The 22,551-nt window shown below is 72.3% G+C and carries 23 protein-coding genes; 17 read left to right on the forward strand and 6 right to left on the reverse strand.

Translation table 11 applies throughout. From position 1 onward, the window contains the following. The first annotated feature begins 132 nt into the window (after nucleotides 1–132). Both ABZX90_RS33710 and ABZX90_RS33715 read left to right on the forward strand, forming a co-directional pair. Nucleotides 133–1,263: an alpha/beta hydrolase-fold protein gene (locus ABZX90_RS33710; RefSeq protein ID WP_355211294.1), complete on the forward strand. Its 1,131-nt coding sequence runs from the start codon at nucleotides 133–135 to the stop codon at nucleotides 1,261–1,263. 257 nt (nucleotides 1,264–1,520) lie between these two features. Continuing rightward, on the forward strand, nucleotides 1,521–3,224 hold the full coding sequence (locus tag ABZX90_RS33715) for a hypothetical protein (RefSeq protein WP_355211297.1): 1,704 nt from the start codon (nucleotides 1,521–1,523) through the stop codon (nucleotides 3,222–3,224). Between the two features lie 80 nt (nucleotides 3,225–3,304). On the opposite strand, the gene ABZX90_RS33720 is transcribed toward ABZX90_RS33715, so the two are convergent. Continuing rightward, the gene (locus ABZX90_RS33720; protein ID WP_355211300.1) at nucleotides 3,305–4,675 is read right to left on the reverse strand and encodes a PH domain-containing protein; all 1,371 of its coding nucleotides are present in this window, start codon (nucleotides 4,673–4,675) and stop codon (nucleotides 3,305–3,307) included. A 29-nt stretch (nucleotides 4,676–4,704) separates the two neighbouring features. Next, nucleotides 4,705–5,208 (reverse strand): PH domain-containing protein, encoded by a 504-nt coding sequence (locus ABZX90_RS33725; RefSeq protein WP_351126278.1) that lies wholly within the window; start codon nucleotides 5,206–5,208, stop codon nucleotides 4,705–4,707. A 31-nt stretch (nucleotides 5,209–5,239) separates the two neighbouring features. Here ABZX90_RS33725 and ABZX90_RS33730 point away from each other — a divergent pair, with 31 nt between their 5' ends. After that, nucleotides 5,240–6,391 carry an NADH-quinone oxidoreductase subunit D gene (locus ABZX90_RS33730; RefSeq protein WP_355211303.1) on the forward strand — a complete coding sequence of 384 codons (1,152 nt, stop codon included), beginning with the start codon at nucleotides 5,240–5,242 and terminating at the stop codon, nucleotides 6,389–6,391. Here ABZX90_RS33730 and ABZX90_RS33735 read toward each other — a convergent pair. Next, nucleotides 6,356–7,531: an SAM-dependent methyltransferase gene (locus ABZX90_RS33735; protein ID WP_355211306.1), complete on the reverse strand. Its 1,176-nt coding sequence runs from the start codon at nucleotides 7,529–7,531 to the stop codon at nucleotides 6,356–6,358. The genes ABZX90_RS33730 and ABZX90_RS33735 overlap by 36 nt on opposite strands. 118 nt (nucleotides 7,532–7,649) lie before the next feature. On the opposite strand from ABZX90_RS33735, the gene ABZX90_RS33740 reads away from it, so the two are divergent. The 3 genes from ABZX90_RS33740 (at nucleotide 7,650) to ABZX90_RS33750 (ending at nucleotide 10,324) form a co-directional block, all read left to right on the forward strand. Continuing rightward, entirely contained in the window at nucleotides 7,650–8,855 is a 1,206-nt protein-coding gene (locus tag ABZX90_RS33740) for a sensor histidine kinase (RefSeq protein ID WP_351126273.1), read from the forward strand. Between the two features lie 41 nt (nucleotides 8,856–8,896). Continuing rightward, entirely contained in the window at nucleotides 8,897–9,568 is a 672-nt protein-coding gene (locus ABZX90_RS33745; protein WP_351126271.1) for a response regulator transcription factor, read from the forward strand. A 123-nt stretch (nucleotides 9,569–9,691) separates the two neighbouring features. Further along, nucleotides 9,692–10,324: an AAA family ATPase gene (locus ABZX90_RS33750; protein ID WP_355211310.1), complete on the forward strand. Its 633-nt coding sequence runs from the start codon at nucleotides 9,692–9,694 to the stop codon at nucleotides 10,322–10,324. Between the two features lie 51 nt (nucleotides 10,325–10,375). Here the strand turns inward: ABZX90_RS33750 and ABZX90_RS33755 are convergent, their stop codons facing one another. Next, nucleotides 10,376–11,482 (reverse strand): DUF5937 family protein, encoded by a 1,107-nt coding sequence (locus tag ABZX90_RS33755; RefSeq protein ID WP_355211313.1) that lies wholly within the window; start codon nucleotides 11,480–11,482, stop codon nucleotides 10,376–10,378. A gap of 159 nt (nucleotides 11,483–11,641) precedes the next feature. Here ABZX90_RS33755 and ABZX90_RS33760 point away from each other — a divergent pair, with 159 nt between their 5' ends. After that, entirely contained in the window at nucleotides 11,642–11,860 is a 219-nt protein-coding gene (locus ABZX90_RS33760) for a hypothetical protein (RefSeq protein ID WP_351126265.1), read from the forward strand. A gap of 45 nt (nucleotides 11,861–11,905) precedes the next feature. Here ABZX90_RS33760 and ABZX90_RS33765 read toward each other — a convergent pair whose 3' ends face one another. Further along, the gene (locus tag ABZX90_RS33765; RefSeq protein ID WP_355211316.1) at nucleotides 11,906–13,117 is read right to left on the reverse strand and encodes a beta-eliminating lyase-related protein; all 1,212 of its coding nucleotides are present in this window, start codon (nucleotides 13,115–13,117) and stop codon (nucleotides 11,906–11,908) included. Between the two features lie 219 nt (nucleotides 13,118–13,336). On the opposite strand from ABZX90_RS33765, the gene ABZX90_RS33770 reads away from it, so the two are divergent. The 10 genes from ABZX90_RS33770 (at nucleotide 13,337) to ABZX90_RS33815 (ending at nucleotide 21,754) form a co-directional block, all read left to right on the forward strand. Further along, entirely contained in the window at nucleotides 13,337–14,275 is a 939-nt protein-coding gene (locus ABZX90_RS33770) for a DUF2520 domain-containing protein (protein ID WP_351126261.1), read from the forward strand. Next, complete coding sequence (panC, locus tag ABZX90_RS33775) at nucleotides 14,272–15,264, forward strand: pantoate--beta-alanine ligase (protein WP_351126260.1); 993 nt, start codon at nucleotides 14,272–14,274, stop codon at nucleotides 15,262–15,264. Before ABZX90_RS33770 ends, panC begins: the two co-directional genes overlap by 4 nt. Continuing rightward, nucleotides 15,261–17,030: an L-aspartate oxidase gene (locus ABZX90_RS33780; RefSeq protein ID WP_355211320.1), complete on the forward strand. Its 1,770-nt coding sequence runs from the start codon at nucleotides 15,261–15,263 to the stop codon at nucleotides 17,028–17,030. The genes panC and ABZX90_RS33780 overlap by 4 nt, the downstream gene beginning before the upstream one ends. Before the next feature lie 5 nt (nucleotides 17,031–17,035). Next, entirely contained in the window at nucleotides 17,036–18,013 is a 978-nt protein-coding gene (nadC, locus tag ABZX90_RS33785; RefSeq protein WP_351126256.1) for a carboxylating nicotinate-nucleotide diphosphorylase, read from the forward strand. Between the two features lie 8 nt (nucleotides 18,014–18,021). Next, complete coding sequence (locus ABZX90_RS33790; protein WP_351126254.1) at nucleotides 18,022–18,819, forward strand: type III pantothenate kinase; 798 nt, start codon at nucleotides 18,022–18,024, stop codon at nucleotides 18,817–18,819. A 380-nt stretch (nucleotides 18,820–19,199) separates the two neighbouring features. Further along, nucleotides 19,200–19,796 carry a hypothetical protein gene (locus ABZX90_RS33795; protein ID WP_351126428.1) on the forward strand — a complete coding sequence of 199 codons (597 nt, stop codon included), beginning with the start codon at nucleotides 19,200–19,202 and terminating at the stop codon, nucleotides 19,794–19,796. Between the two features lie 13 nt (nucleotides 19,797–19,809). Next, nucleotides 19,810–19,995, forward strand: coding sequence for a hypothetical protein (locus tag ABZX90_RS33800; protein ID WP_355211325.1), 186 nt, complete (start codon nucleotides 19,810–19,812; stop codon nucleotides 19,993–19,995). Between the two features lie 170 nt (nucleotides 19,996–20,165). Then, the gene (locus ABZX90_RS33805) at nucleotides 20,166–20,606 is read left to right on the forward strand and encodes a BlaI/MecI/CopY family transcriptional regulator (RefSeq protein WP_351126250.1); all 441 of its coding nucleotides are present in this window, start codon (nucleotides 20,166–20,168) and stop codon (nucleotides 20,604–20,606) included. Nucleotides 20,607–20,615: 9 nt separating this feature from the next. After that, complete coding sequence (locus tag ABZX90_RS33810; protein ID WP_351126248.1) at nucleotides 20,616–21,191, forward strand: amino-acid N-acetyltransferase; 576 nt, start codon at nucleotides 20,616–20,618, stop codon at nucleotides 21,189–21,191. A 227-nt stretch (nucleotides 21,192–21,418) separates the two neighbouring features. Next, nucleotides 21,419–21,754, forward strand: coding sequence for an Lsr2 family protein (locus tag ABZX90_RS33815; RefSeq protein WP_266584564.1), 336 nt, complete (start codon nucleotides 21,419–21,421; stop codon nucleotides 21,752–21,754). Here ABZX90_RS33815 and ABZX90_RS33820 read toward each other — a convergent pair. Further along, a complete protein-coding gene (locus tag ABZX90_RS33820; RefSeq protein WP_351126246.1) occupies nucleotides 21,733–22,494 on the reverse strand; it encodes an SCO3374 family protein in 762 nt (253 codons plus the stop codon). The two genes, ABZX90_RS33815 and ABZX90_RS33820, sit on opposite strands and share 22 nt — an antisense overlap. Nucleotides 22,495–22,551 lie beyond the last annotated feature (57 nt).

A 22,551-nucleotide genomic window follows, 5' to 3' on the forward strand; every position in this document is an offset into this window, starting at 1 on the left:
CTAGGACGGTGTCTTGGGGAGACAGGTTCACTCCTCTCCGGAAAGCCGGTTCAAAGGGCAAGGAAAGTCCAGGGCAAGGCCTCGCGAAAGGGTGGGGCGGGCCCGGGCGGAAAGCGCAGGCGGGAACAGCTCATGGGTCTCACGAGCAACAAGGTGCTGGTGGTGGCGGTCCTACTCGCCGTGCTGCTGTTCGTCGGCACGGTCTGGTGGTGGCCCCGGTTGGCCCGGCGCGGCTGGTGGTCCGTCAGCGGACGCGTGGGGCTGCTGCTGGCCACCCAGGTGACGCTGTTCGCGTCGATCGGACTGTCCGCCAACCAGGCGTTCGGGTTCTACGCCAGCTGGGCGGACCTCCTCGGCCGGGAGAAGGGCGAGGGCGTGGTCGTCGACCACAACGGCGCGGGCGGTCCGGGCGGCGGCCCTCTCCAGGTGGTGGACACCCAGCAGGTGGCCGTCTCGGGCGGGTCCCGGCCGCGGACCGGTGGCCAGATCCAGAAGATTGACATCGTGGGCCGTACGACGCGTATCGCCACACCGGCGTACGTCTACCTGCCGCCGGAGTACTTCCAGCCGCGGTACCGCACCCGTACGTTCCCGGCCGTCACGGTGCTGACCGGCTATCCCGGCACGGCCGAGGCGCTCATCAAGGCCCTGCACTTTCCGCAGACGGCTAACCGGCTGGCCAAGAACGGCAAGATCCAGCCGATGATCCTGGTCATGCTGCGGCCGACCGTCGCGCCCCCGCGGGACACCGAGTGCGTGGACATCCCCGGTGGTCCGCGGACCGAGTCCTTCTTCGCCGAGGATCTCCCCGACGCCGTATCGGCCCACTACAGAGTGGGCAGGAAGCCCGGGAGCTGGGGCATCGTCGGCGACTCGACCGGCGGCTACTGCGCGCTGAAGCTGGCCGTCCACCACCCCGAGGTGTACGCCGCCGGCGCGGGCCTGTCGCCGTACTACAAGGCGCCGGTCGACCGTACGACGGGAGACCTCTTCCGCGGCGACAAGGCGCTGCGCGACAGCGCGGACCTGCGCTGGTACCTCAAGAACAAGCCCGCGCCCGACACCTCACTCCTCGTCAGCAGCAGCAGGGCGGGTGAATCCAACTACAAGGAGACGCTGGACTTCATAGACCTCGTGAAGTCCAACGGGCGCACCAGGATCTCGTCGATCATCCTCGACAGCGGCGGCCACAACTTCAACACGTGGCGGCGGGAGATCCCGGCGACGCTGCAGTGGATGAGCGGCCGGCTGAGCGACCGCTGACGCGAGCCGTTCGGTGCCCGGCACGGAGAAGAATGCCGTCCCTCGGAGAAATGTCGCGCCCCGAGCATTCCGATTCGGTGAACCGTCCGGAGCCGGCGGAATCGATCGAGGAGCGGGGGTGGCCGGGGGGCGGGACGGGCCTTGTGGGACAAGAGGTGTGCCCTGCCGACGGCTGGTACGGGACAAAGGTTCCGGGGTGACTGTGTTTTTACCGGGCGGGGCACCAAGATTCGCCTACGCGCGGTAAGTTTCTGGCCATGCCACGTGGACGCCACCGCCATTCCCCGCCCTTGCACAGGGTGCTGCCTCCTTCGGCGATCGCCGGCGTGTCGCTCGTCTGTGCCGTAGGGCCCTGGCTGTTCACGGAGGCCTTCGTGCTCCGTGTCCTGGCCGCGGGTGCCGCGGTGACGGCGGTCGCCGGTGCGGTCGTCATGCGCCGCTGGGACACCGCGGCCGGTAAACGCGTCGCCGACCTCACGCGCGCGCGGGCGAGCGACGAGTGGCGTCACGAGGAGCGCGTCGCCGAACTGGAGACCGACCTCGACGAGTCGCGCGAGCTGCGCGTCAAGCTGGAGCAGAAGCTGCGCGCCAAGCGCACCGAGCTGGCCGGCCTGCGCAACGAGCACGCGGCGCTGCTTCGGCGGTACGCCACGGCGGAGACGGAGCGGGCGACGGCCCTGGAGGGCCGTCGGCAGCTCGCGATAGAGGCGTCGGTGCCCACGCCCGCCCTGCCGGCCGCGCGCACGGCTCCGGACGAGGTGACGACTCCGGACGAGGTGACGACTCCGGATTCCCCGGACATGCCGGATTCCCCGGACACGCCGGAATCCCCGGGCGCGGAGGACTCCTCCGACGCGGTGGATTCGCCGGACGAGCCCGGGACGGTCGGGTCGTCCGAGGAGCCGGAGGAGTCCGAGACGTCCGAGGAACCCGAGGGCGCGGTGTCCGGGAGCGGGACGGACGCCGTCGACGCCGTCGAGGCCTTCATCGCGCCCGACGACGACACGGTTTCCACGGATGCGGACGCGGAGGCGAAGGCGGAGGCCGGTGCCGAGGCGGACGAGTCCCCCGAGGTGTTCTCGCCGACCGGGTCGTCGCTCTTCCTGCGGGCCGGTGCGGCGCTGAGCCGGATAGCGGGTGGCCCTCGGGAGGCGGAGAGTGTCAAGGGCGTCGTGGTCTCGTCGTCCGTGGCCCTGGCGCTCCCCGACACGGACCCCGATACGGACCCCGACTCCGCCGCCGTTCCGGACGGCGCCCCCGACGCCGACGCGGGTTCGGCGACGGCCAAGCCCCTGAACGGTGTGCCCGAGCACCGCGAGTCCGCGCTGGACGCGGCCGTCAAGAGGGACGCGGCGGCGAAGAAGAGCGCGGCGACGCGGAAGTCCGCGGTCGCGGCGAGGAACACGGCCGTGAACGGCGAGTCCCCGAAGGGCGCTCCGGCCGATGAGGCGGGTCCGTCCTCGGACGCCGTCGCGGAGGCGGGTGGGGCGCAGGGGAAGCCCGAGGCGGTCGGCGAGCACCAGCGCGCGGCCGCCGAGGCCGAGCCGTCGCAGTCCGCCACGTCTGGCACGGCCGCCACGTCGCCCGGGGCCGAGGTGGCTCTGTCGGCGCGGGCGTCGCATCCCGCCAAGCCCTCCCAGCGGTCCGGGCACTTCACCGTGCCGACGGCGGTGGCTGTCGTCCCGGCCACCACGTCGGTGCGACGCCCCTCGGTCGAGGGCGGGTTCGACTTCTTCGGTACGCAGAAGGAGTCGTCCGACGCCGCCGCGATGGAGGCCGTACAGAACGAGGACCTGGCCGACGTGGTCGGCCAGGAGGCGCTCGCCCTGCACAAGGCCGAGGCCGAGTCCGGGTTCAAGCCCGCGAGCGAGGGTTCGCGCGGCCGCCAGGTCATCGACCTGACCGCGCACGACGAGACCGAGCACATCGACATGGCGGGGCTGCGGAGCGCGGCTTCCTGAGCCGCCCGCCTCCCGAGCAGGCACCACGGAGTGAGTGCAGTGGCATCGCGCCACTGCCCTCACTCCTTCTGTGCGCGCCCTCAGGCCATCCAGCGGTCCGGCCGGGCTTCCCGCCGCCCCGTGCGGGACCGGTCCGCCTGGGCCTGGAGGAGCTCGGTCGCCTCCACGGCATCCCGCAGCCGCGCCGTCACGGTCTTGCCCGCGCCGGTGTCGATATGGACGTCGGCGAGCCCCTTGAGGCGCTCCCACGGCCCCTGCGTCAGCCGTACGCTCTGTGCCTTCGCGTGCGGAACGAGGGAGAGGCTGCGCCGCAGCAGTCCGTGGCGCGCCACGAAGACGGTGTCGGTGACGGTGAGTCCGTACCCGCGCCACCAGAACGGCACGCACCAGCCGGCCCGCCGCGGCGGCCGGTCCAGGGATGCCGGAACGATCACCCCGGGCAGCACCGCGGCGATCACGGCCTCGGCGACCTCGCGCGGAGCGACGGGCACGAGGACCGAGTTCGACGACCCGGCCACGTCCAGCTCGACACGCACCCACCCGCGCCGCCGCCACAGCAGGGGTTCGACGATCCGTACGGTCTGCACCCGTCCGGGCGGCACCGTCTCGTGCGTACGGTCCAGGAGCCCGTGGTCGATGCGGAGTCCGTCGGGCGACTCGCCCACCGTCCAGTCGTACTCGCCGACGAACCGTCCGACGCTGCTCGCGCCCGCCGCGCCGAGCAGCGGCACTCCGGTCGCGAGGACGGTCCACACGCTGTGCGTCGCGAACCACAGCAGCGGGGGGACGACGAGCGCGGCGGCCAGGGATCCCCAGGTGGCTCCGGTGAGCACCAGGGAGACGGCGAGGACGGCGGGCGGGACGTGCAGCAGCCGCCGCACCGGGGCCTCGCCGACCTCGTGGGCGGACTCGGGCGCGAAACCGGCGGCGCGGGCGAGGAGTTCGGCGCGCAGCATCCGGGCCTCGCCCTCGCCCAGGTACGCGAGCTCGTCCTTCTTGTCCGCGCCGACGACATCGAGCTTGAGCTTGGCGACGCCCGCGACGCGGGCCAGCAGCGGCTGGGTGATGTCGACGGCCTGGAGCCGTTCGAGCCGGATGTGCGCGGTGCGGCGGAACAACAGGCCGGTACGGATGCGCAGTTCGGTGTCGGTCACCGCGAAGTGGGTGAACCACCAGCTCAGGAAGCCGTAGAGGGCGGCGCCCGGGACGATCACGGCGAGCCCGACGAGCAGCGCCGTCGTGGTGAGCCGGGTCAGCTGCTCCTGCGCCTGGTTGGGGTCGTGGACGGCCCAGCCGGCCAGCACGGCGACCGGCGCCCAGGCGCGCCGGAACGGGGTGACGGGGTGCAACCGCCGCTCGAACAGCGGCTTTTCCTCCCGTACGGAATCGTCGTCGCCCGGCGGGACCGTCGTACCGGCCGGACCGAGGGGCGCGGCAGGGGTGTTCCCCATGGATCCCGAGGAGTCCGGGGAAGCCGTGCTCACAGTCCCGCCGATCGTGCCTCGCCCAGTTCGGTCAGCCGGTCCCGCAGCCGCTCGGCCTCGGCCGGGTCGAGACCCGGGATGCACGCGTCGGTCGCCGCGGCGGCCGTGTGCAGCTGGACGCTGGAGAGCCCGAAGTGGCGTTCGACGGGCCCGGAGGTCACCTCGACCAGTTGCATGCGCCCGTACGGCACCACGGTCTCCTCACGCCACAGCACACCCCGGCTGATCAGCAGGTCGTCCGCGCGCTCGGCGTACCGCCAGGAGCGCCAGTTGCGCCCCAGCATGCGCCAGCCCCATACGGTCAGGGCGAGCGGCAGCAGGGCGAAGGCCGCCCAGCCCGGACCGGCGAACAGTCCCAGGAGCACCCCGACGGCGATCGTCAGGAGTCCCAGCCACACCACCAGCAACAGCCGTCGCATCCGCAGCAGCCCTGGGGGCAGTCCGGTCCAGACAGGCTCCGGCATCGCGTTCTCCGCGGTCTGCGTGCTCCCCGTCTCCATGGAGCAAGCGTACGTACGAGAGACTGTGTCCATGACTCCTACGACGGAGACCATGGTCGGCATCGGCGGAGCTGCCGAGAGCACCGACATGGTGCTCAACATCGGCCCCCAGCACCCCTCGACCCACGGCGTGCTGCGGCTGCGGCTCGTGCTCGACGGCGAGCGGATCCAGCACGTGGAGCCGGTCATCGGCTATATGCACCGCGGCGCGGAGAAGCTCTTCGAGGCGCGCGACTACCGCCAGATCATCATGCTGGCCAACCGCCACGACTGGCTGTCAGCCTTCTCGAACGAGCTCGGCGTCGTCCTCGCCGTGGAGCGGATGCTCGGCATGGAGGTCCCCCCGCGCGCGGTGTGGACCCGCACGCTCCTCGCGGAGCTCAACCGCGTCCTCAACCACCTGATGTTCCTCGGCTCCTATCCCCTGGAGCTGGGCGGGATCACCCCGATCTTCTACGCCTTCACCGAGCGCGAGGAACTCCAGCACGTCATGGAGGAGATCTCCGGCGGGCGCATGCACTACATGTTCAACCGGGTCGGCGGCCTCAAGGAGGACCTCCCGGCCGGATGGGCCACACGCGCGCGTGCCTGTGTCGCCGCGCTGCGCTCGCGGATGGGCGTGTACGACGACCTGGTGCTCGGCAACGAGATCTTCCGGGGGCGTACGCGCGATGTGGGCGTCCTCGCGCCGGAGGCCGTGCACGCGTACGGCGTGAGCGGTCCCATCGCGCGCGCCTCCGGCGTCGACTTCGACCTGCGCCGCGACGAGCCCTACCTCGCGTACGGCGAGCTCCAGGACACCCTGAAGGTCGTCACCCGCCAGGAGGGCGACTGCCTGGCCCGCTTCGAGTGCCTCCTGGAGCAGACGCACGTCTCCCTGGATCTCGCGGACGCCTGCCTCGACCGGCTCGCCGAGCTGCCGCCCGGGCCGATCAACCAGCGTCTGCCCAAGGTCCTGAAGGCGCCCGAGGGGCATACGTACGCGTGGACCGAGAACCCTCTCGGCATCAACGGCTACTACCTCGTCAGCAAGGGCGAGAAGACCCCCTACCGGCTGAAGCTGCGCTCCGCCTCGTACAACAACATCCAGGCGCTCGCCGAACTGCTGCCGGGGACGCTGGTCGCGGACATGGTGGCGATCCTCGGGTCACTGTTCTTCGTGGTCGGGGACATCGACAAGTAGGGCACCGCGGAGGAGGGCGTCCTCGGCGGCCTGGGTGTCCCGGAGCGGTTCCGGGAGGCCGACGGGCTGGAGCAGCCAGCCGAAGTCGCCCAGGCCGCCCGGCGCCGTGAGCTCCGCCGCCGCGCCGGCGCCCGCGAGGGCGCGCACATAGGCGGCGGGGTCCGTGGACGCCAGTGCGAGCGGAGGGCGCGCGCCGCTCACGCCCAGGGCGCGCAGCGCCGCGCGCTGGGTCACCACGCGCCCTCCGGGCACCGCGCACGCGTCGAGCGCCACATGCGCGGTGATGTCGCACGACCCGTCCGGCACCGGAACCGTCTCGCGTCCTTCCCGGAAACCGGTGAGCGTCCCGAAGGGCGGCCGTCCGCCCGCGAAGTGCGCGTAGTCGACGGCGACGGCGAGACCCCGGTCGAGCGCGGACACGGCGGACGCCCAGGCGAGGTCCCGGGGCAGCCCGATCTCGGCACGGGCGCCTTCGGCGGGCGCGGGGGGCTCTTCGGGAGACGTGCGCGCCCCTCGTGGAGGCGGAGCTTCAAGTGGGGGCGTGCGGACCGGCCGCGCCCCTGGTGCGGGCGTGCGGGAGAGCCGCGTGCCGGCCGGCGGCCACCACCAGTTCCGCAGCCACTCCGCGTCCGCCCCGGTCACGGCCTCCCCGAGGCGTTCGGTTCCGTCGCCGCGTACGAGGACGAGCCGCGGCACCCCGTCCGGGCCGACCTCGGCGACGTCCACGGGCACGTTGTCCAGCCACTCGTTGGCGAACAGCAGCCCGGTGATCCCCTCCGGGGGCTCGCCGAGCCAGGCGATCCGGTGATCGAGGCCGACCGGGCGGTCGGCGCGCTCGACCGCGTGGCCGCGCGTGCGGGAGGCCACGTCGGCGGGGAGAGCGGCGAGGACGCCGGTCACCAGCTCGCCCCGGCCGGCCGCCATGTCGACGAAGTCCAGCGCGTCCGGCCGGCCGAGCGCCGCGTCGACCCGGCACAGCAGCCGTGCCACGGCTCCGGCGAACAGCGGGGACGCGTGCACCGAGGTCCGGAAGTGTCCGGCGGGTCCCTCGGGCGCGCGATAGAAGCCGGAGGGGCCGTACAGCGCTTCCTCCGTCGCCTCGCGCCACCCTCGCCATTCGCCCGCCGCCGCATGTCTCACGGGGTCAGGCTAAGCGTCCCGGAGCGGGCGGCCTCCACCTTGGGGAGTACGAGGGGCGGTCCCGGATCGATCCTCCGGTTGACCCCTGCACACTGCACGCTTCCCTACTCTGGGTTACGTGCAGCGCCTCTATGATTTTCTCCGCAGGCACCCGACATGGGTCGACAGCTTCTGGGCCGTCGCCCTGCTCGGGATCTCCGGCGTGAGCCTCAGCAATGTAAACGGCGCCGCGGACCAGCGGGGGTCGGTCGCCGCGGCGCTCCCGATCGCCGTGGTACTGAGCCTGGTCGTCGCGCTGCGCCGCCGTATGCCCGAGAAGATGCTGATCCTGGCCGTGGCGGCAGGCCTCGCACAGCTCGTCCTGGACGTCCCGTCGGCGCCCGAGGACTTCGCGATGCTGGTGATCATCTACACGGTCGCGGCGGACGGCGCCCGCTGGGCCTCCCGGTTCGCGCTGATCGGCGGCCTGTGCGCGGGCACGCTCTCGCAGATGCGCTGGCCCGCGCACGAGGCCGGCGGTCTCGGCGGCGTCCTCATAGCGATCTTCCAGACGGTTCCGTTCGCGCTCGCCTGGGTGCTCGGCGACTCGATCCGCACCCGCCGCGCCTACCTCGCGCAGCTGGAGGAACGGGCCGCCCGCCTGGAGAAGGAGCGCGAGGCACAGGCCAAGGTCGCCGTCGCCGCCGAGCGCGCCCGGATCGCGCGCGAGCTGCACGACGTCGTCGCGCACAACGTCTCGGTGATGGTGGTCCAGGCCGACGGCGCCGCGTACGTCATGGACACCGCCCCGGACCAGGCCAAGAAGGCGCTGGAGACCATCTCGGGGACCGGCCGGCAGGCCCTCGCCGAGATGCGCCGCCTGCTCGGCGTCCTGCGCACCGGCGAGCACCAGGAGGGCGGCGAGTACGTGCCGCAGCCCGACGTCGAGCAGCTCGACGACCTCATCGAGCAGTGCCGCACCTCCGGCCTCCCCGTCGACTTCAAGGTGGAGGGCACCCCGCGCCCCCTGCCCAGCGGCGTGGAACTGACGGCGTACCGCATCGTGCAGGAGGCGCTCACCAACACCCGCAAGCACGGGGGCCCGAACGCGGGTGCGAGCGTCCGCCTGGTCTACTTCGACGACGGCCTCGGACTGCTCGTCGAGGACGACGGCAAGGGCGCGCCCCACGAGCTGTACGAGGAGGGCGGCGCCGACGGGCAGGGCCACGGCCTGATCGGTATGCGGGAGCGCGTCGGCATGGTCGGCGGGACCCTGGACGCGGGGCCGCGGCCAGGTGGAGGCTTCCGCATCAGCGCCCTGCTGCCGCTCAAAGCGGCCCACTGACACCTGTACACATGTCAACCGTACGAAGTGAAAGGACCCCGATGGCGATCCGCGTGATGCTCGTCGACGACCAGGTGCTGCTGCGCACCGGCTTCCGGATGGTGCTCGCCGCCCAGCCGGACATGGAGGTCGTGGCCGAGGCGGGCGACGGCGTCGAGGCCCTCCAGGTCCTGCGGGCCACCGCGGTCGACGTGGTGCTGATGGACGTACGCATGCCGAAGCTGGACGGCGTGGAGACCACCCGCCGCATCTGCTCGGACCCGAACCCGCCGAAGGTGCTGATCCTCACCACCTTCGACCTCGACGAGTACGCCTTCTCCGGGCTGAAGGCGGGCGCCTCCGGCTTCATGCTCAAGGACGTGCCCCCGGGTGAGCTGCTCGCCGCGATCCGTTCCGTGCACAGCGGCGACGCCGTGGTCGCGCCGTCCACCACCCGGCGGCTGCTCGACCGCTTCGCGCCGATGCTGCCCAACGCCGGCAAGGAGCCCGGGCACAAGGGGCTGGAGCGCCTCACCGACCGCGAGCGCGAGGTCATGATCCTCGTCGCGCAGGGCTTGTCCAACGGCGAGATCGCGGCCCGCCTCGTCCTCTCGGAGGCCACCGTGAAGACCCACGTCGGGCGCATCCTCACCAAGCTGGGGCTGCGTGACCGGGTCCAGGTGGTCGTGCTCGCCTACGAGACCGGGATCGTCCGGGCGGGCGGGCTCGGCTGACGCACGGCGCCGCGCTCCGCCGCGCTGCGGTGCGCGCCGACGACCACCGCCGCACGGGCCGGCGGCCGGGGACGTGACCGGGGACGTGACCGGGGCGTGACCGGCGCCCACTAGGGTCTGCGCATGCTCCTGTGGATCAACGGCCCCTTCGGGGGCGGCAAGACACAGACCGCACACGAGATCCGGCGCCGGCTGCCCGGCAGCGTCGTCTGCGATCCGGAACACGCCGGTTTCGGCCTGCGCCGCATGCTTCCGCCGGAACTCCGCGGCGATTTCCAGGACTTGGTGTCCTGGCGGCAGGGCGTGGTGGAGGTGCTCGACCTCGCGCTCCGCAAGCACGACGGCGTGGTCGTCGCCCCCATGACGGTCACGAACCCCGTGTACTTCGCGGAGACGGTCGGACGGCTGGGCGAACTGGGCCACGACGTACGGCACTTCACGCTGCTGGCCGAGCGCGAGACCGTACTGGCGCGGCTGCGCGAGCGCTGCTTCGGGCACCTCCTGCGGTACGTCGCCGGGAAGGACGCCCCGCTGCGGCGCGAGAGCTGGGCCGTGCGGCAGCTCGACCACTGCCTGGAGCGGCTGCGTGAGCCGGAGTTCGCCGAGCATCTGTGGACCGACCAGACGACGGTCGCCAAGACCGCCGACCGGATAGCCGTCCTGGCGGGGCTGGCGCTGACGCCGAACCGGGACGGGGCCGTACGAGGACGCCTGCGGCGGGCGTGGACCAGCGCGCGCCACATCCGCTTCGACTGACGACGGTCTCGACTGACGACGGCCTCGACCGACGACCTGGCGCGGGATGCCCTAGCGCAGGATGCCCTCCAGGAAGTCGCTGCCCAGCCGGGCCACCACGCTGACGTCGAGCTGGTGCAGCACATACCGCCCGCGGCGCCGGGTGGTGATCAGGCCCGCCTTCTTGAGCACGCCCAGGTGCCGGGATATCTCCGGCGCGGTCATGCCGTGCGCCTGGGCCAGCTCGCCGGTGGTGTACGCGCTCCGTGCCAGATGACGGCAGATGCGCATCCGGACCGGGTGGGACAGGGCGGTCATCCGCAGGGTCAGCTGCTCGACGGAGGGCGGGGCGGCGAGCTCGGGGGAGCTGACCGGGTAGTGCAGCACCGGCTGCCACTGGTACCGGTGCAGCACCATCAGGTGCGGGCGGCCCAGGCTGGTGGGGACGAGGAGCAGGCCGCCGTCCGCCGTGACCGTGCGGCCCTCGGTCAGCTTGTCGACGGTGATGCGCCCCGCCGTCTCGTCCAGAAACAGGGCGGAGGAGACCGAGGCCAGCGCCTCGGACAGGCCCTTGTGCCGGAGCAGATCCGTCTTGTGGCGGGCCTCCGCGGCGAGCGGGTGGCGCAGCCGGGACCAGGTCTCGGCGAAGAAGGCATCGTCGCAGTCCATCAGGAACTGCCTCAGCCAGGCCCGCACGCCCGGCGGGTCCACCAGCAGCCGCTCGGTGAACCGCGTCTGCTGCGGCCCGCGCGAGGCGGCGAGATCCACGGCACGCCGGCGCACCTCGGGATCGGAGAGGGCGTGCGGCCCCTCGGAGCCGTAGGCCAGCGCGCAGGTGAACTCCAGGGCCGCGTCCACGAACTGCTCGTCCGTGAGCTTGTCCAGCAGGTCCAGGTCCTCGGCGAGCGTCGCGCCGGGAAGCGTGGCCCCGCCCGGGACGCCCGCACACGCCAGGAACAGGTCCGAGAACGTCGTACGCCACAGGAAGTCCGCCTCGCACATGCGGTCCGCGAGATGGGGATCGAGCCGGGCGGTCACCCCGGTCACCCAGCCCTGCAGCCCGGGGTGGTGCCCGGGCTCCGCCAGCGCGTGCAACGCCATCCCCAGCTCGGCCAGCGGTGACGGCACGACGGCGATCCCCTCCGGCCGCAGCCCGCCGATGTCGATGTGCACGCTCATGTCCCCATGGTGCACCCCGGCACCGACAACGGCCGCCGTCGATTGACGGCGGCCGTCAATCGAGGCGACAGACGCTGTGATCAGGCGCAACCTGGGACGACCGGGGCAGTCCGCGCGGGGCCTTCGGATCCCATCCCTCGTCCCGAGAGGCGATCCGTCATGAGCATCACCCAGCAGTACCTCCTGGACGCCTACCGGGCCTCGCAGCACGGGGAGGCGGCCCCTCCCGCCCCCGGCGCCCACGACTGGGAGACCGCGCGGGAGCTGCGGGACTACCGGCGGTTCCTGGCCGTCGTGGCCGGGCATCCGGCCCACGGCCGGATACGCGGCGCTCTGGGCCGGTGGCTGCACGGGCTTCGTCGGCACCCGGCCCGCTGAGGTACCCGCCGCCTCCGGCCGCCCCGGCCGATGCGCTCCGCCGAGCTATCCGGCGCTTCCGTCCGGCAGCCGCTCCACGAAGGCACGGACGGCTGCCTTCACGTCGTCCGCCGTCCACTCCAGGCTCGGCCCGGCCACCGTGACCTCGGTGTACGCGAGCCCCGGGCCGCCCCGGTTCCAGCCCTGCGCGAAGAGGCCCGTCCTCGTCTCCTCGGTGTGCCGCAGCGCCGCGTCCCCGAGGACGTCCGGCTCGTACGGCAGCCAGATCTGGAACTGGTGGGTGTGCGGCTCCTCCGGGTGGACACGGACCCAGGGGACCCCGGCCTCCGTGAAGCCCTCGCGCAGGGCACCGGCCACCACGCGCGCGTGGGCGACGTAGTCCGGCAGCCGGGGCAGCTCCCGCTCCAGGCCGATCAGTGCGGACAGAACGGTCGGGAACTGCTGGATGATCATGCCGCCGTACCGGTGCCGCCAGGTCTTCGCCTCGTCCACGAGCGTCCTCGGCCCCGCGACAGCGGCACCGCCGAAGCCGCCGAGCGACTTGTAGAAGGACACGTACACGCTGTCCGCGAGGCCCGCGATCTCCTCCAGAGGGCGGCCGAAGTGCGGGGTGCACTCCCACAGCCGGGCCCCGTCGAAGTGGACCACCGCGTCGCGCTCCCGGGCGGCCTCCACGACCTCGGTGAGCTCCTCCCAGGAGGGCAGGACGAAACCGGCGTCCCGGAGAGGCAGCTCCAGCAGCAGCGCTCCGAACGGCTCGGGGAAGTCCCGCACCTCCTCGGCGGTCGGCAGCCGGGGCGCGTCCGTCACGTGCACCGGACGCAAGCCGCTGACCTGGCTGAAGGCATGCCGCTCATGGACTTCGGGGTGATTGAGGGGCTGCAGGGCCACGGTGCTGTCGCCGGTGCGGCCCGCCCAGCAGCGCAGGGCGACCTGCTGGGCCATGGTGCCGGTCGGGAAGAAGGCCGCCGCCTCCATGCCCAGCAGCGCGGCGACCCGCTCCTCCAGAGCCTCGACAAGGCCGTCGCCGTACATGTCGACCCGCTCGTCGAGGTCGTACACACCGCCGGCCGCCTCGCTCAGCCACGTCAGGCGCTCGCGGAGCGTCTGCTGGTGGCTGGGCCGCCACAGCACTCGTTCTGCCGCCTTCCAGGCCGCGGCGCGCCGCTCGAATCGCTCCTCGGGAGACAGCTCCGCCGTCTCCTCCCCGGCCTGCTCCGCAGGCTCCGTCCCGGTCTCTGCCGCCGTATCGCTCATCCCAGGATGATGTCCCGATCCCGCCCGGCCCGGCACCCCGATTTCCGCGCGCCCGTGACCTGTGGAAATCCCGGTCACACGGTCGGCGCACATCCTGTTCCCGCGGCCCGTGGAAACCCACAGCCTGTGGACGGCCGAACAGCCCTGGAACCAATCGCGTTAACATGACGAGAAATCGTCCGGTACCCCGAGCGGACTGGAACGGAAGGCCGCCGTCGAGTGAGTACATCCCTACAGCCAGACCCCAAGGACCGCCCCGCGCGGCTCACCGTCGGCGTTGTCGGCGCCGGCCGTGTCGGCCCCGCGCTCGCAGCGGCACTCCAGCTCGCCGGACACCGCCCGGTGGCCGTCTCCGGTGTCTCCGACGCCTCCCGGCGGCGTGCCGCGCAGCTCCTGCCCGACGTACCGCTGGTGTCCCCGGCGCAGGTCCTGGAGCGCGCCGACCTGGTCCTGCTGACCGTCCCGGACGACGCCCTGCCCGGGCTCGTCGAGGGGCTCGCCGAGACAGGATCCGTCCGGCCCGGCCAGCTGCTGGTGCACACCTCGGGGCGGTACGGCACGCGGGTGCTCGACCCGGCGCTCAGGGCGGGCGCTCTGCCGCTCGCCCTGCACCCCGCGATGACGTTCACGGGCACCCCCGTGGACGTCCAGCGGCTCGCCGGATGCTCCTTCGGCGTCACCGCCCCCGAAGCGCTGCGGCTTGCCGCCGAAGCCCTGGTGATCGAGATGGGCGGCGAGCCCGAGTGGATCGCCGAGGAGTCCCGGCCGCTCTACCACGCGGCCCTCGCGCTCGGCGCCAACCACCTGGTGACCCTGGTCGCCGAGTCGATGGAGCTGCTGCGCACCGCGGGCGTGGAGGCCCCCGACCGGATGCTGGGCCCCCTGCTCGGCGCCGCTCTGGACAACGCGCTCAGGTCGGGCGACGCGGCCCTGACCGGCCCCGTCGCGCGCGGGGACGCGGGCACGGTCGCCGCGCACATCGCCGAGCTGCGCGAGCACGCCCCACAGACCGTCGCCGGCTATCTCGCGATGGCCCGCGCGACCGCCGACCGCGCGCTCGCCCACGGACTGCTCAAGCCGGAACTGGCCGAGGACCTCCTGGGGGTACTCGCCAACGGGACGGACGGGACCCAGGGGACCGAGGGAGACACCCGATGACCACCGCCCTGCTGCGCACCGCCGACGAACTGCACGCGCGGGCCCGCGCGGGCCGCCGAGCCGTCGTGATGACCATGGGCGCCCTCCACGAGGGCCACGCCACCTTGATCCGCACCGCCCGCGAGATCGCGGGAGCCGGAGGCGAAGTGGTCGTGACCGTCTTCGTGAACCCCCTCCAGTTCGGCGAGGGCGAGGACCTCGACCGCTACCCGCGCACCCTCGACGCCGACCTGAAGATCGCCGAACAGGCGGGCGCGGACGTCGTGTTCGCCCCCTCCGTCGACGAGGTCTACCCCGGCGGCGAGCCCCAGGTCCGGATCTCCGCGGGACCCATGGGCGAACGCCTGGAGGGCTCCGTGCGGCCCGGCCACTTCGACGGCATGCTCACCGTCGTCGCCAAGCTGCTGCACCTCACCCGGCCCGACGTGGCGCTGTTCGGACAGAAGGACGCCCAGCAGCTGGCCCTGATCCGGCGCATGGCACGCGACCTGAACTTCGGTGTGGAGATCGCCGGCGTTCCCACCGTGCGCGAGGACGACGGACTCGCCCTCTCCAGCCGCAACCGCTACCTCTCGGCCGAGGAGCGGCGCACCGCGCTCGCCCTCTCGCAGGCCCTGTTCGCGGGCCGCGACCGGCACGCCGCACAGGAGGCGCTGCGCGCGCGGGCCCGTGAGGTGCCCGCCACACGCGCGCGTGCCGAGGCCCTCAGCGCCATAGGCGAGTCCCGGGCCGCGGCGGACGCGCACGCCGTCGCGAAGGCCGTCCCCGGCGGGCCCGGCGGCGTCCGCGCGGCCGCCCGGCTGGTTCTCGACGAGGCGGCCCGCACGCGGCCGCCGCTGGTCCTGGACTATCTCGCCCTCGTCGACCCCTCCGACTTCACGGAGGTCCCGGACGACTTCACAGGCGAGGCGGTCCTCGCCGTCGCCGCCCGGGTCGGGACGACCCGGCTGATCGACAACATCCCCCTCACCTTCGGAGCCGCCTCGTGACCGGTAAAGGCACAGGTTCAGGAACAGCCACTGGCACCGGCATACGCCTGCACGCCCCCGCCCCCGGCTGGGCCCTCACCGCGGACGTCGTGGTCGTCGGCTCCGGCGTCGCCGGACTCACCGCCGCCCTGCGCTGCGAGGCCGCCGGGCTGAGGACCGTCGTCGTCACCAAGGCCCGCCTGGACGACGGCTCGACGCGCTGGGCCCAGGGCGGCATCGCCGCGGCCCTCGGCGAGGGCGACACCCCCGAGCAGCACCTGGACGACACCCTGGTCGCGGGCGCGGGCCTGTGCGACGAGGAGGCCGTGCGCATCCTCGTCACCGAGGGCCCCGACGCCGTCCGCCGGCTCATCGCGACCGGCGCGCACTTCGACGAGTCCGCCGAGGGCCGACTCGAACTCACCCGCGAGGGCGGCCACCACCGCCGCCGCATCGCACACGCCGGCGGCGACGCGACCGGCGCCGAGATCTCCCGGGCCCTCGTCGAGGCGGTCCGCGCCCGTGGCCTGCGCACGGTCGAGAACGCACTCGTCCTCGACCTCCTCACGGACGCCGACGGCCGCACCGCGGGCGTGACCCTGCACGTCATGGGAGAGGGCCAGCACGACGGAGTCGGCGCCGTGCACGCCCCCGCCGTGGTCCTCGCGACCGGCGGCATGGGCCAGGTCTATTCCGCCACCACCAACCCGTCGGTCTCCACCGGCGACGGCGTGGCCCTCGCCCTGCGCGCGGGCGCCGAGGTCTCCGACCTCGAATTCGTACAGTTCCACCCGACCGTGCTGTTCCTCGGACCGGACGCGGAGGGCCAGCAGCCGCTGGTCTCCGAGGCGGTACGCGGCGAGGGCGCCCACCTGGTCGACGGTGACGGCGTGCGCTTCATGGTGGGCCAGCACGAGCTGGCCGAGCTGGCGCCCCGGGACATCGTCGCCAAGGGCATCACGCGCCGCATGCAGGAGCAGGACGCCGAGCACATGTTCCTCGACGCCCGGCACTTCGGCGCCGAAATGTGGGAGCACCGCTTCCCGACGATCCTCGCCGCCTGCCGCGCCCACGGCATCGACCCGGTGACCGAGCCCGTCCCGGTCGCCCCGGCCGCGCACTACGCCTCCGGAGGCGTTCGGACCGACGCGCGGGGCCGCACCACGGTCCCCGGCCTGTACGCGTGCGGCGAGGTCGCCTGCACCGGTGTCCACGGCGCCAACCGGCTCGCCTCCAACTCGCTGCTGGAAGGCCTGGTCTACGCCGAGCGCATCGCCGCCGACATCGCGGCGAGCCACGCCGAGGACGGTCTCCACGCGCGCTTGCCCGAACCCGTCCCGCACCCCGAGAGGCCCGCGCACCCGCTGCTCGCCCCCGAGGCCCGGTTCGCGATCCAGCGGATCATGACCATGGGCGCCGGTGTGCTGCGCTCCGCCGACTCCCTCGCGACCGCGGCCGACCAGCTCCAGCGGCTGCACGCCGACGCGCGGGACGCCCTCGACGAGAACGGCAAGACCTCCGAGCCCGGCGTCGACACCTGGGAGGCCACCAACCTGCTGTGCGTGGCCCGCGTCCTGGTCGCCGCCGCCCGCCAGCGCGAGGAGACCCGGGGCTGCCACTGGCGCGAGGACCACGCCGACCGGGACGACGCGGACTGGCGCCGCCACATCGTCGTACGGCTGAATCCCGACCGGACCCTCGCCGTTCGCACCACCGATACCGCAGACTTCCCCCCGACGTCCCGGCAGCCCCACCCGGCGCCCCAGTCCCGTCCCCAGGAGCAGTGACCGAAGTGAGCACCCACGACCTTCCCCTCGCCCAGAGCGGCGGCTGCGGCGACGGCTGCGGCTGCGGCGCCGACATGGACGAGGCGTACCTGGAGTGCGGCCTCGATCCCGCTCTCGCCCAGCTCCTCGCCGACGCCGGTCTCGACCCGCTGGAGGTCGAGGACATCGCGAACGTGGCGATCCAGGAGGACCTCGACCACGGCGTGGACGTGACGACGGTCGCGACCATCCCCGAGGACGCCGTCTCCACCGCCGACTTCACCGCCCGGGACGCGGGCGTCGTCGCGGGTCTGCGGGTCGCCGAGGCCGTCCTCTCCGTGGTCTGCACCCACGAGTTCGAGGTCGAGCGGCACGTCGACGACGGCGACCGCGTCGAGGCCGGCCAGAAGCTGCTGAGCGTCACCACGCGCACCCGCGACCTACTGACGGCCGAACGCAGCGCGCTGAACCTCCTGTGCCGCCTGTCCGGCATCGCGACCGCCACGCGCGCGTGGGCGGACGCCCTGGAGGGCACCAAGGCCCGTGTGCGGGACACCCGCAAGACGACGCCGGGCCTGCGCTCCCTGGAGAAGTTCGCGGTGCGCTGCGGCGGCGGCGTCAACCACCGCATGTCGCTCTCCGACGCCGCGCTGGTCAAGGACAACCACGTGGTCGCCGCCGGCGGCGTGGCACAGGCCTTCAAGGCCGTACGTGAGCTGTTCCCGGAGGTCCCGGTCGAGGTCGAGGTCGACACCCTGCACCAGCTGCGCGAGGTCGTGGACGCGGGCGCCGACCTGATCCTGCTGGACAACTTCACGCCCCTCGAGTGCGAGGAGGCGGTGGGCGTGGTCGAGGGCCGGGCCCTCCTGGAGGCGTCCGGGCGTCTCACCATCGAAAACGCCGGGGCGTACGCGAGGACGGGCGTCGACTTCCTGGCCGTGGGCGCGCTCACGCACTCCTCCCCGATCCTGGACATCGGCCTCGATCTGCGAGCGGCGGAGTAACCCCGGCCATGCTGCTGACCATCGACGTAGGCAACACCCACACGGTCCTCGGCCTCTTCGACGGGGCGGAGATCGTCGAGCACTGGCGCATCTCCACCGACGCGCGCCGGACCGCCGACGAACTCGCCGTGCTCCTCCAGGGCCTCATGGGCATGCACCCGCTGCTCGGCGAGGAGCTCGGCGACGGCATCGACGGCATCGCGATCTGCGCCACCGTTCCGTCCGTGCTGCACGAGCTGCGCGAGGTGACGCGGCGCTACTACGGCGATGTCCCCGCCGTCCTCGTCGAGCCCGGCGTCAAGACGGGCGTGCCGATCCTCACGGACAACCCCAAGGAGGTCGGCGCCGACCGGATCATCAACGCCGTGGCGGCGGTCGAGCTGTACGGCGGACCGGCGATCGTCGTCGACTTCGGTACGGCGACCACGTTCGACGCGGTCAGCGCGCGGGGCGAGTACATCGGCGGCGTCATCGCTCCCGGCATCGAGATCTCCGTCGAGGCGCTCGGCGTCAAGGGCGCGCAGCTGCGGAAGATCGAGGTGGCCCGGCCGCGCGCGGTGATCGGCAAGAACACCGTCGAGGCGATGCAGTCCGGCATCATCTACGGGTTCGCGGGCCAGGTCGACGGCGTCGTGAACCGGATGGCGCGCGAGCTCGCGGACGACCCCGAGGACGTCACCGTCATCGCCACGGGCGGGCTGGCTCCGATGGTCCTCGGCGAGTCCTCGGTGATCGACGAGCACGAGCCGTGGCTGACGCTGATCGGGCTGCGCCTGGTGTACGAGCGGAACGTCTCGCGCATGTGAGTTCCGCGGAGCGCGCTCCGAGGGCCGGCGCCGTGCGCGCCCCCTCGGAGCGCGTTTTCACGTGCGGCGCGTATCGCGCTCCCCGAACCGTGCGCCCATGGGCGGCGTACCTGAGCGTTCCGCACACGGTGCGCCCATGCTTTCGCCCCGCGTGCTTTTTGGAGTCGGCGTCGAAGGGCGACGCGTTCGCGGGGCCCTTCGACGCCGGGCTCCGGCGGGGCCGGTACCGCTTCCGGGATGCGATTCCGCATTCCTCCGGCATCGACATTCCTCCGGCATCGACGGAAACAGGACGCGCCACATTATGACCGCTATGCGGATTTTGTCTGATTAGCGCGTATCGTCGCCGCATGCCCACGCCCTACGGATCCCACGGCGGCATGGCGTTCGGTGCGGAGGAGCTGCGCGTGCTCCGTCGTGCCCTCGCCCTCGCCCTGCACCCCAGTACCGCCTCGGCCGAGGACGTCCAGGACTGCCTCCGCCTCGCCGAGTCCGTCGACGATGCGGCCCGCGAGGGAGCCAGACTCCGGGCCTTCCTGCTGGCCGACCTCGCCCGCTACCGGGCCGCGCTGCCGGGTACCGCCGCCGGCTACCTCGTCCTCCTGGAAGAGGTCCTCGCGGCGGGCTACCGGCCGAACCCCGACGATCTCGCCGCGCTCCGCGCGCTGCGCGGCAACCCCACCGCGGCCGCCCTGCTGGACCGATGCCGGGTCCTCGCCGAGCAGGACGTGCGCGCCCGCCTCGCCGGTCGCGCGGTCGCCTCGGTCCCCTCGTCCCGCACCCGGCTGCTGGCCCTGCCCGGGGGCCGGGCCGCCGACGAGCCCGACAAGAAGCCCGAGCCGAAACCGCAGTCCCAGCCGCCGGCCGGGACCCCGCGCCCGGACCGGCCCGTCCCCACCCCGGGCGAGGTCTTCCCGCCGAGGCGCAAGCCCGGACCGCCTCCGGCGAACCCCCCGCAACAGCTCGCGGCGGGCTAGCTACTCTGGAGGCATGGACTATGTCTCCGCGCTCGTGCCCCCCGTCGTGATGGCCGTGTTCTTCGTCGGGCTCATCGTGACGATCGTGAAGAGCCAGGGCGGCGCCAACAAGGCCAAGGAGGACGCGGTCGTCGACGCCGCCCTCGCGCGCGTGGAGGGTGCCCGCCAGGCCCCGGGCCCCAAGGACACCGGGGCCTGAGCCACCCGCCGCCCCGCGCGGAGTCCCGCCGCGCACCCTTCGGCCCCCGGCGGCCCCGCATCGAACCGCGCTCTCATCGGCGTACGACTCGGACGTTTCATACGTTCTTCGAGTCGTACGCCCTTTTTGTTGGCCATCTCCCACTATTGTTCTGAACTGTGCCTCGCCCATTGGGAGAACTCGAAGACGCGGTCATGACGCGGGTGTGGAAGTGGAACCGCCCGGTGACCGTTCGGGAAGTCCTGGAAGACCTTCAACAGGAACGGTCCATCGCGTACACCACGGTGATGACCGTTTTGGACAATCTCCATCAGAAGGGCTGGGTCCGTCGGGAGGCGGAAGGCCGGGCCTATCGATATGAGGCGGTCTCCACGCGCGCGGCCTACTCGGCGGCGCTGATGAACGACGCCTGGTCGCAGAGCGACAACCCGGCAGCCGCTCTCGTCGCCTTCTTCGGGATGATGAGCGAGGAACAGCGGGTTGCGCTCAGGGATGCCGTACGCATGGTGCAAGGGCCCGAACCACAAGCTTCCGAAGCCGCCGAAAGGCCACCGGCGCCCGAGCGCTCGGGGGAGAACCCCGCCGCCGACGGGGACGGCTCCGGGCGATAGCGTCCGCTCATGCCAGCAGAGCATCCCGCAGAGGTTCCCTCGGAGCTTCCGGCACAGCATCCCGAAGTCACCGCAAAAGCCATCACCGTCCGGCGGGCCAGGACCAGCGATGTCGCGGCCGTACGCGGACTCCTTGACGCGAACGTGCGCCGCCGTATCCTGCTCGACAAAGCCACGGTCACTCTTTACGAGGACATCCAGGAGTTCTGGGTCGCGGAACGCGGCGCCGGCTCAAGTACTGAGGTGGTCGGCTGCGGCGCCCTGCACGTGATGTGGGAAGACCTCGCGGAAGTGCGCACTCTCGCGGTGAACCCCGCGGTCAAGGGCCTCGGCGTCGGTCATCAGTTGCTGGAGAAGTTGCTGCAGACCGCTCGCTGGCTCGGCGTTCGCCGGGTTTTCTGTCTGACCTTCGAAGTCGGCTTCTTCGCGAAGCACGGCTTCGTGGAGATCGGCGAGACACCCGTCGACACCGATGTCTACGCCGAGCTCCTGCGTTCCTATGACGAGGGCGTGGCGGAGTTCCTCGGTCTCGAACGGGTGAAACCGAACACCTTGGGCAACAGCCGGATGCTTCTGCATCTGTGATCGCGGCCGGCTATTCCGGCGGAGTGCGTTGCCCACGTTCCCTATGTCCGAAACGCGCACGTTTCCGGGCGGGCAGTCCCCAGTGAGTCTCTGCCAGGGGTTTGTGTTTTTCCAGCAAAAGCGGTTTGCTTTCCGACGTACTGCAGTACTGCATATAACAAGGGACGGCGAAACGGCGGACGCCGCGGGCCCTCCTTGCCCTGAAGTTATCGATGAAAGGAAATCCGGTGGCACAGAAGGTTCAGGTCCTTCTTGTCGACGACCTCGACGGTGGCGAGGCGGACGAGACCGTGACGTTCGCGCTGGACGGCAAGACGTACGAAATCGATCTCACGACCGCCAATGCGGACAAGCTCCGTGGCCTTCTCGAGGCCTACGTGAAGGGTGGTCGTCGTACCGGAGGTCGTGCTTCGGGCGGACGCGGAAAGGCCCGTGTCGCTTCCGGTGGGAGCCAGGACACCGCGCAGATCCGCGCCTGGGCGAAGGAGAACGGCTACGAGGTCAACGACCGTGGCCGAGTTCCCGCGTCCATTCGCGAGGCTTACGAGAAGGCCAACGGCTGAGCGCACGCGCGCCGCAGCCGTACCCGGTGGCAGTGCGTCGCCATCGTCTGCACGAGTCGTACGAGATCGGGGGCGCCCCCAACGCCCCCGCCGACGGCCCTGCCGCCCAGCGCCGACAGTGTCGGCAATGCCGGCTCCACCTCGCAGCCGGGCTCCGGGGGTCGCAGCCAGCGGGCGGCCCCTCGCGGGCCCTTCTGTGTTTCCGGACCGGCCGACGGCCGGCCCGCTTGCGGCCGGTCCTCGGGCAGGGTCCCGGGTGCGGAGGGCAGCGGAGCGCGGGCACCCGGCGACGCCGGCGCCCCCGGATCCCGTACCGGCGAGGCGCTGAGATCCGGCGACGCCTGAGCCCCGAAGCCCGGCGATACCGAGACGCCGAGATCCGGCGGCGGGGGAGCTTCGATGCTTCCGCCCGCGCCGATCGCCGTGAGATCCAGCGCCAGAGCCCCCCACTCCAGCCAGTCCAGCAGCCCCGGCAGCTCCTCCGCACTTCCCGCGGCAACCAGCAGCCGCATCCGCTCCCCGTGCAACGCCACCGGAGAAGCGGGCCCCAGATGCCGCAGCGCCGCGAACCCCGCCTCCGCCGGCACCTCCAGGACGTCGAAGCGCAGCCCCGTGACCAGCCGTACCGGCGACCCGGGCACGCCTGCCCAGCCCAGTTCGTTCTCGTACCAATGCAGCACCGGATCGACCGGAACACCCGGATCGAACGGCCGACGGGGGAGAGGAACGGTGGGAACCATGCAAGGAGCAACCGCCGGAAGTGCCCCGGAGTTACGCTGGGCGTTTCCGTGAACGCA

Origin of the sequence: Streptomyces sp. NPDC002935, from assembly GCF_040611295.1 — a bacterium.
In the GTDB taxonomy this organism is placed as follows: domain Bacteria; phylum Actinomycetota; class Actinomycetes; order Streptomycetales; family Streptomycetaceae; genus Streptomyces.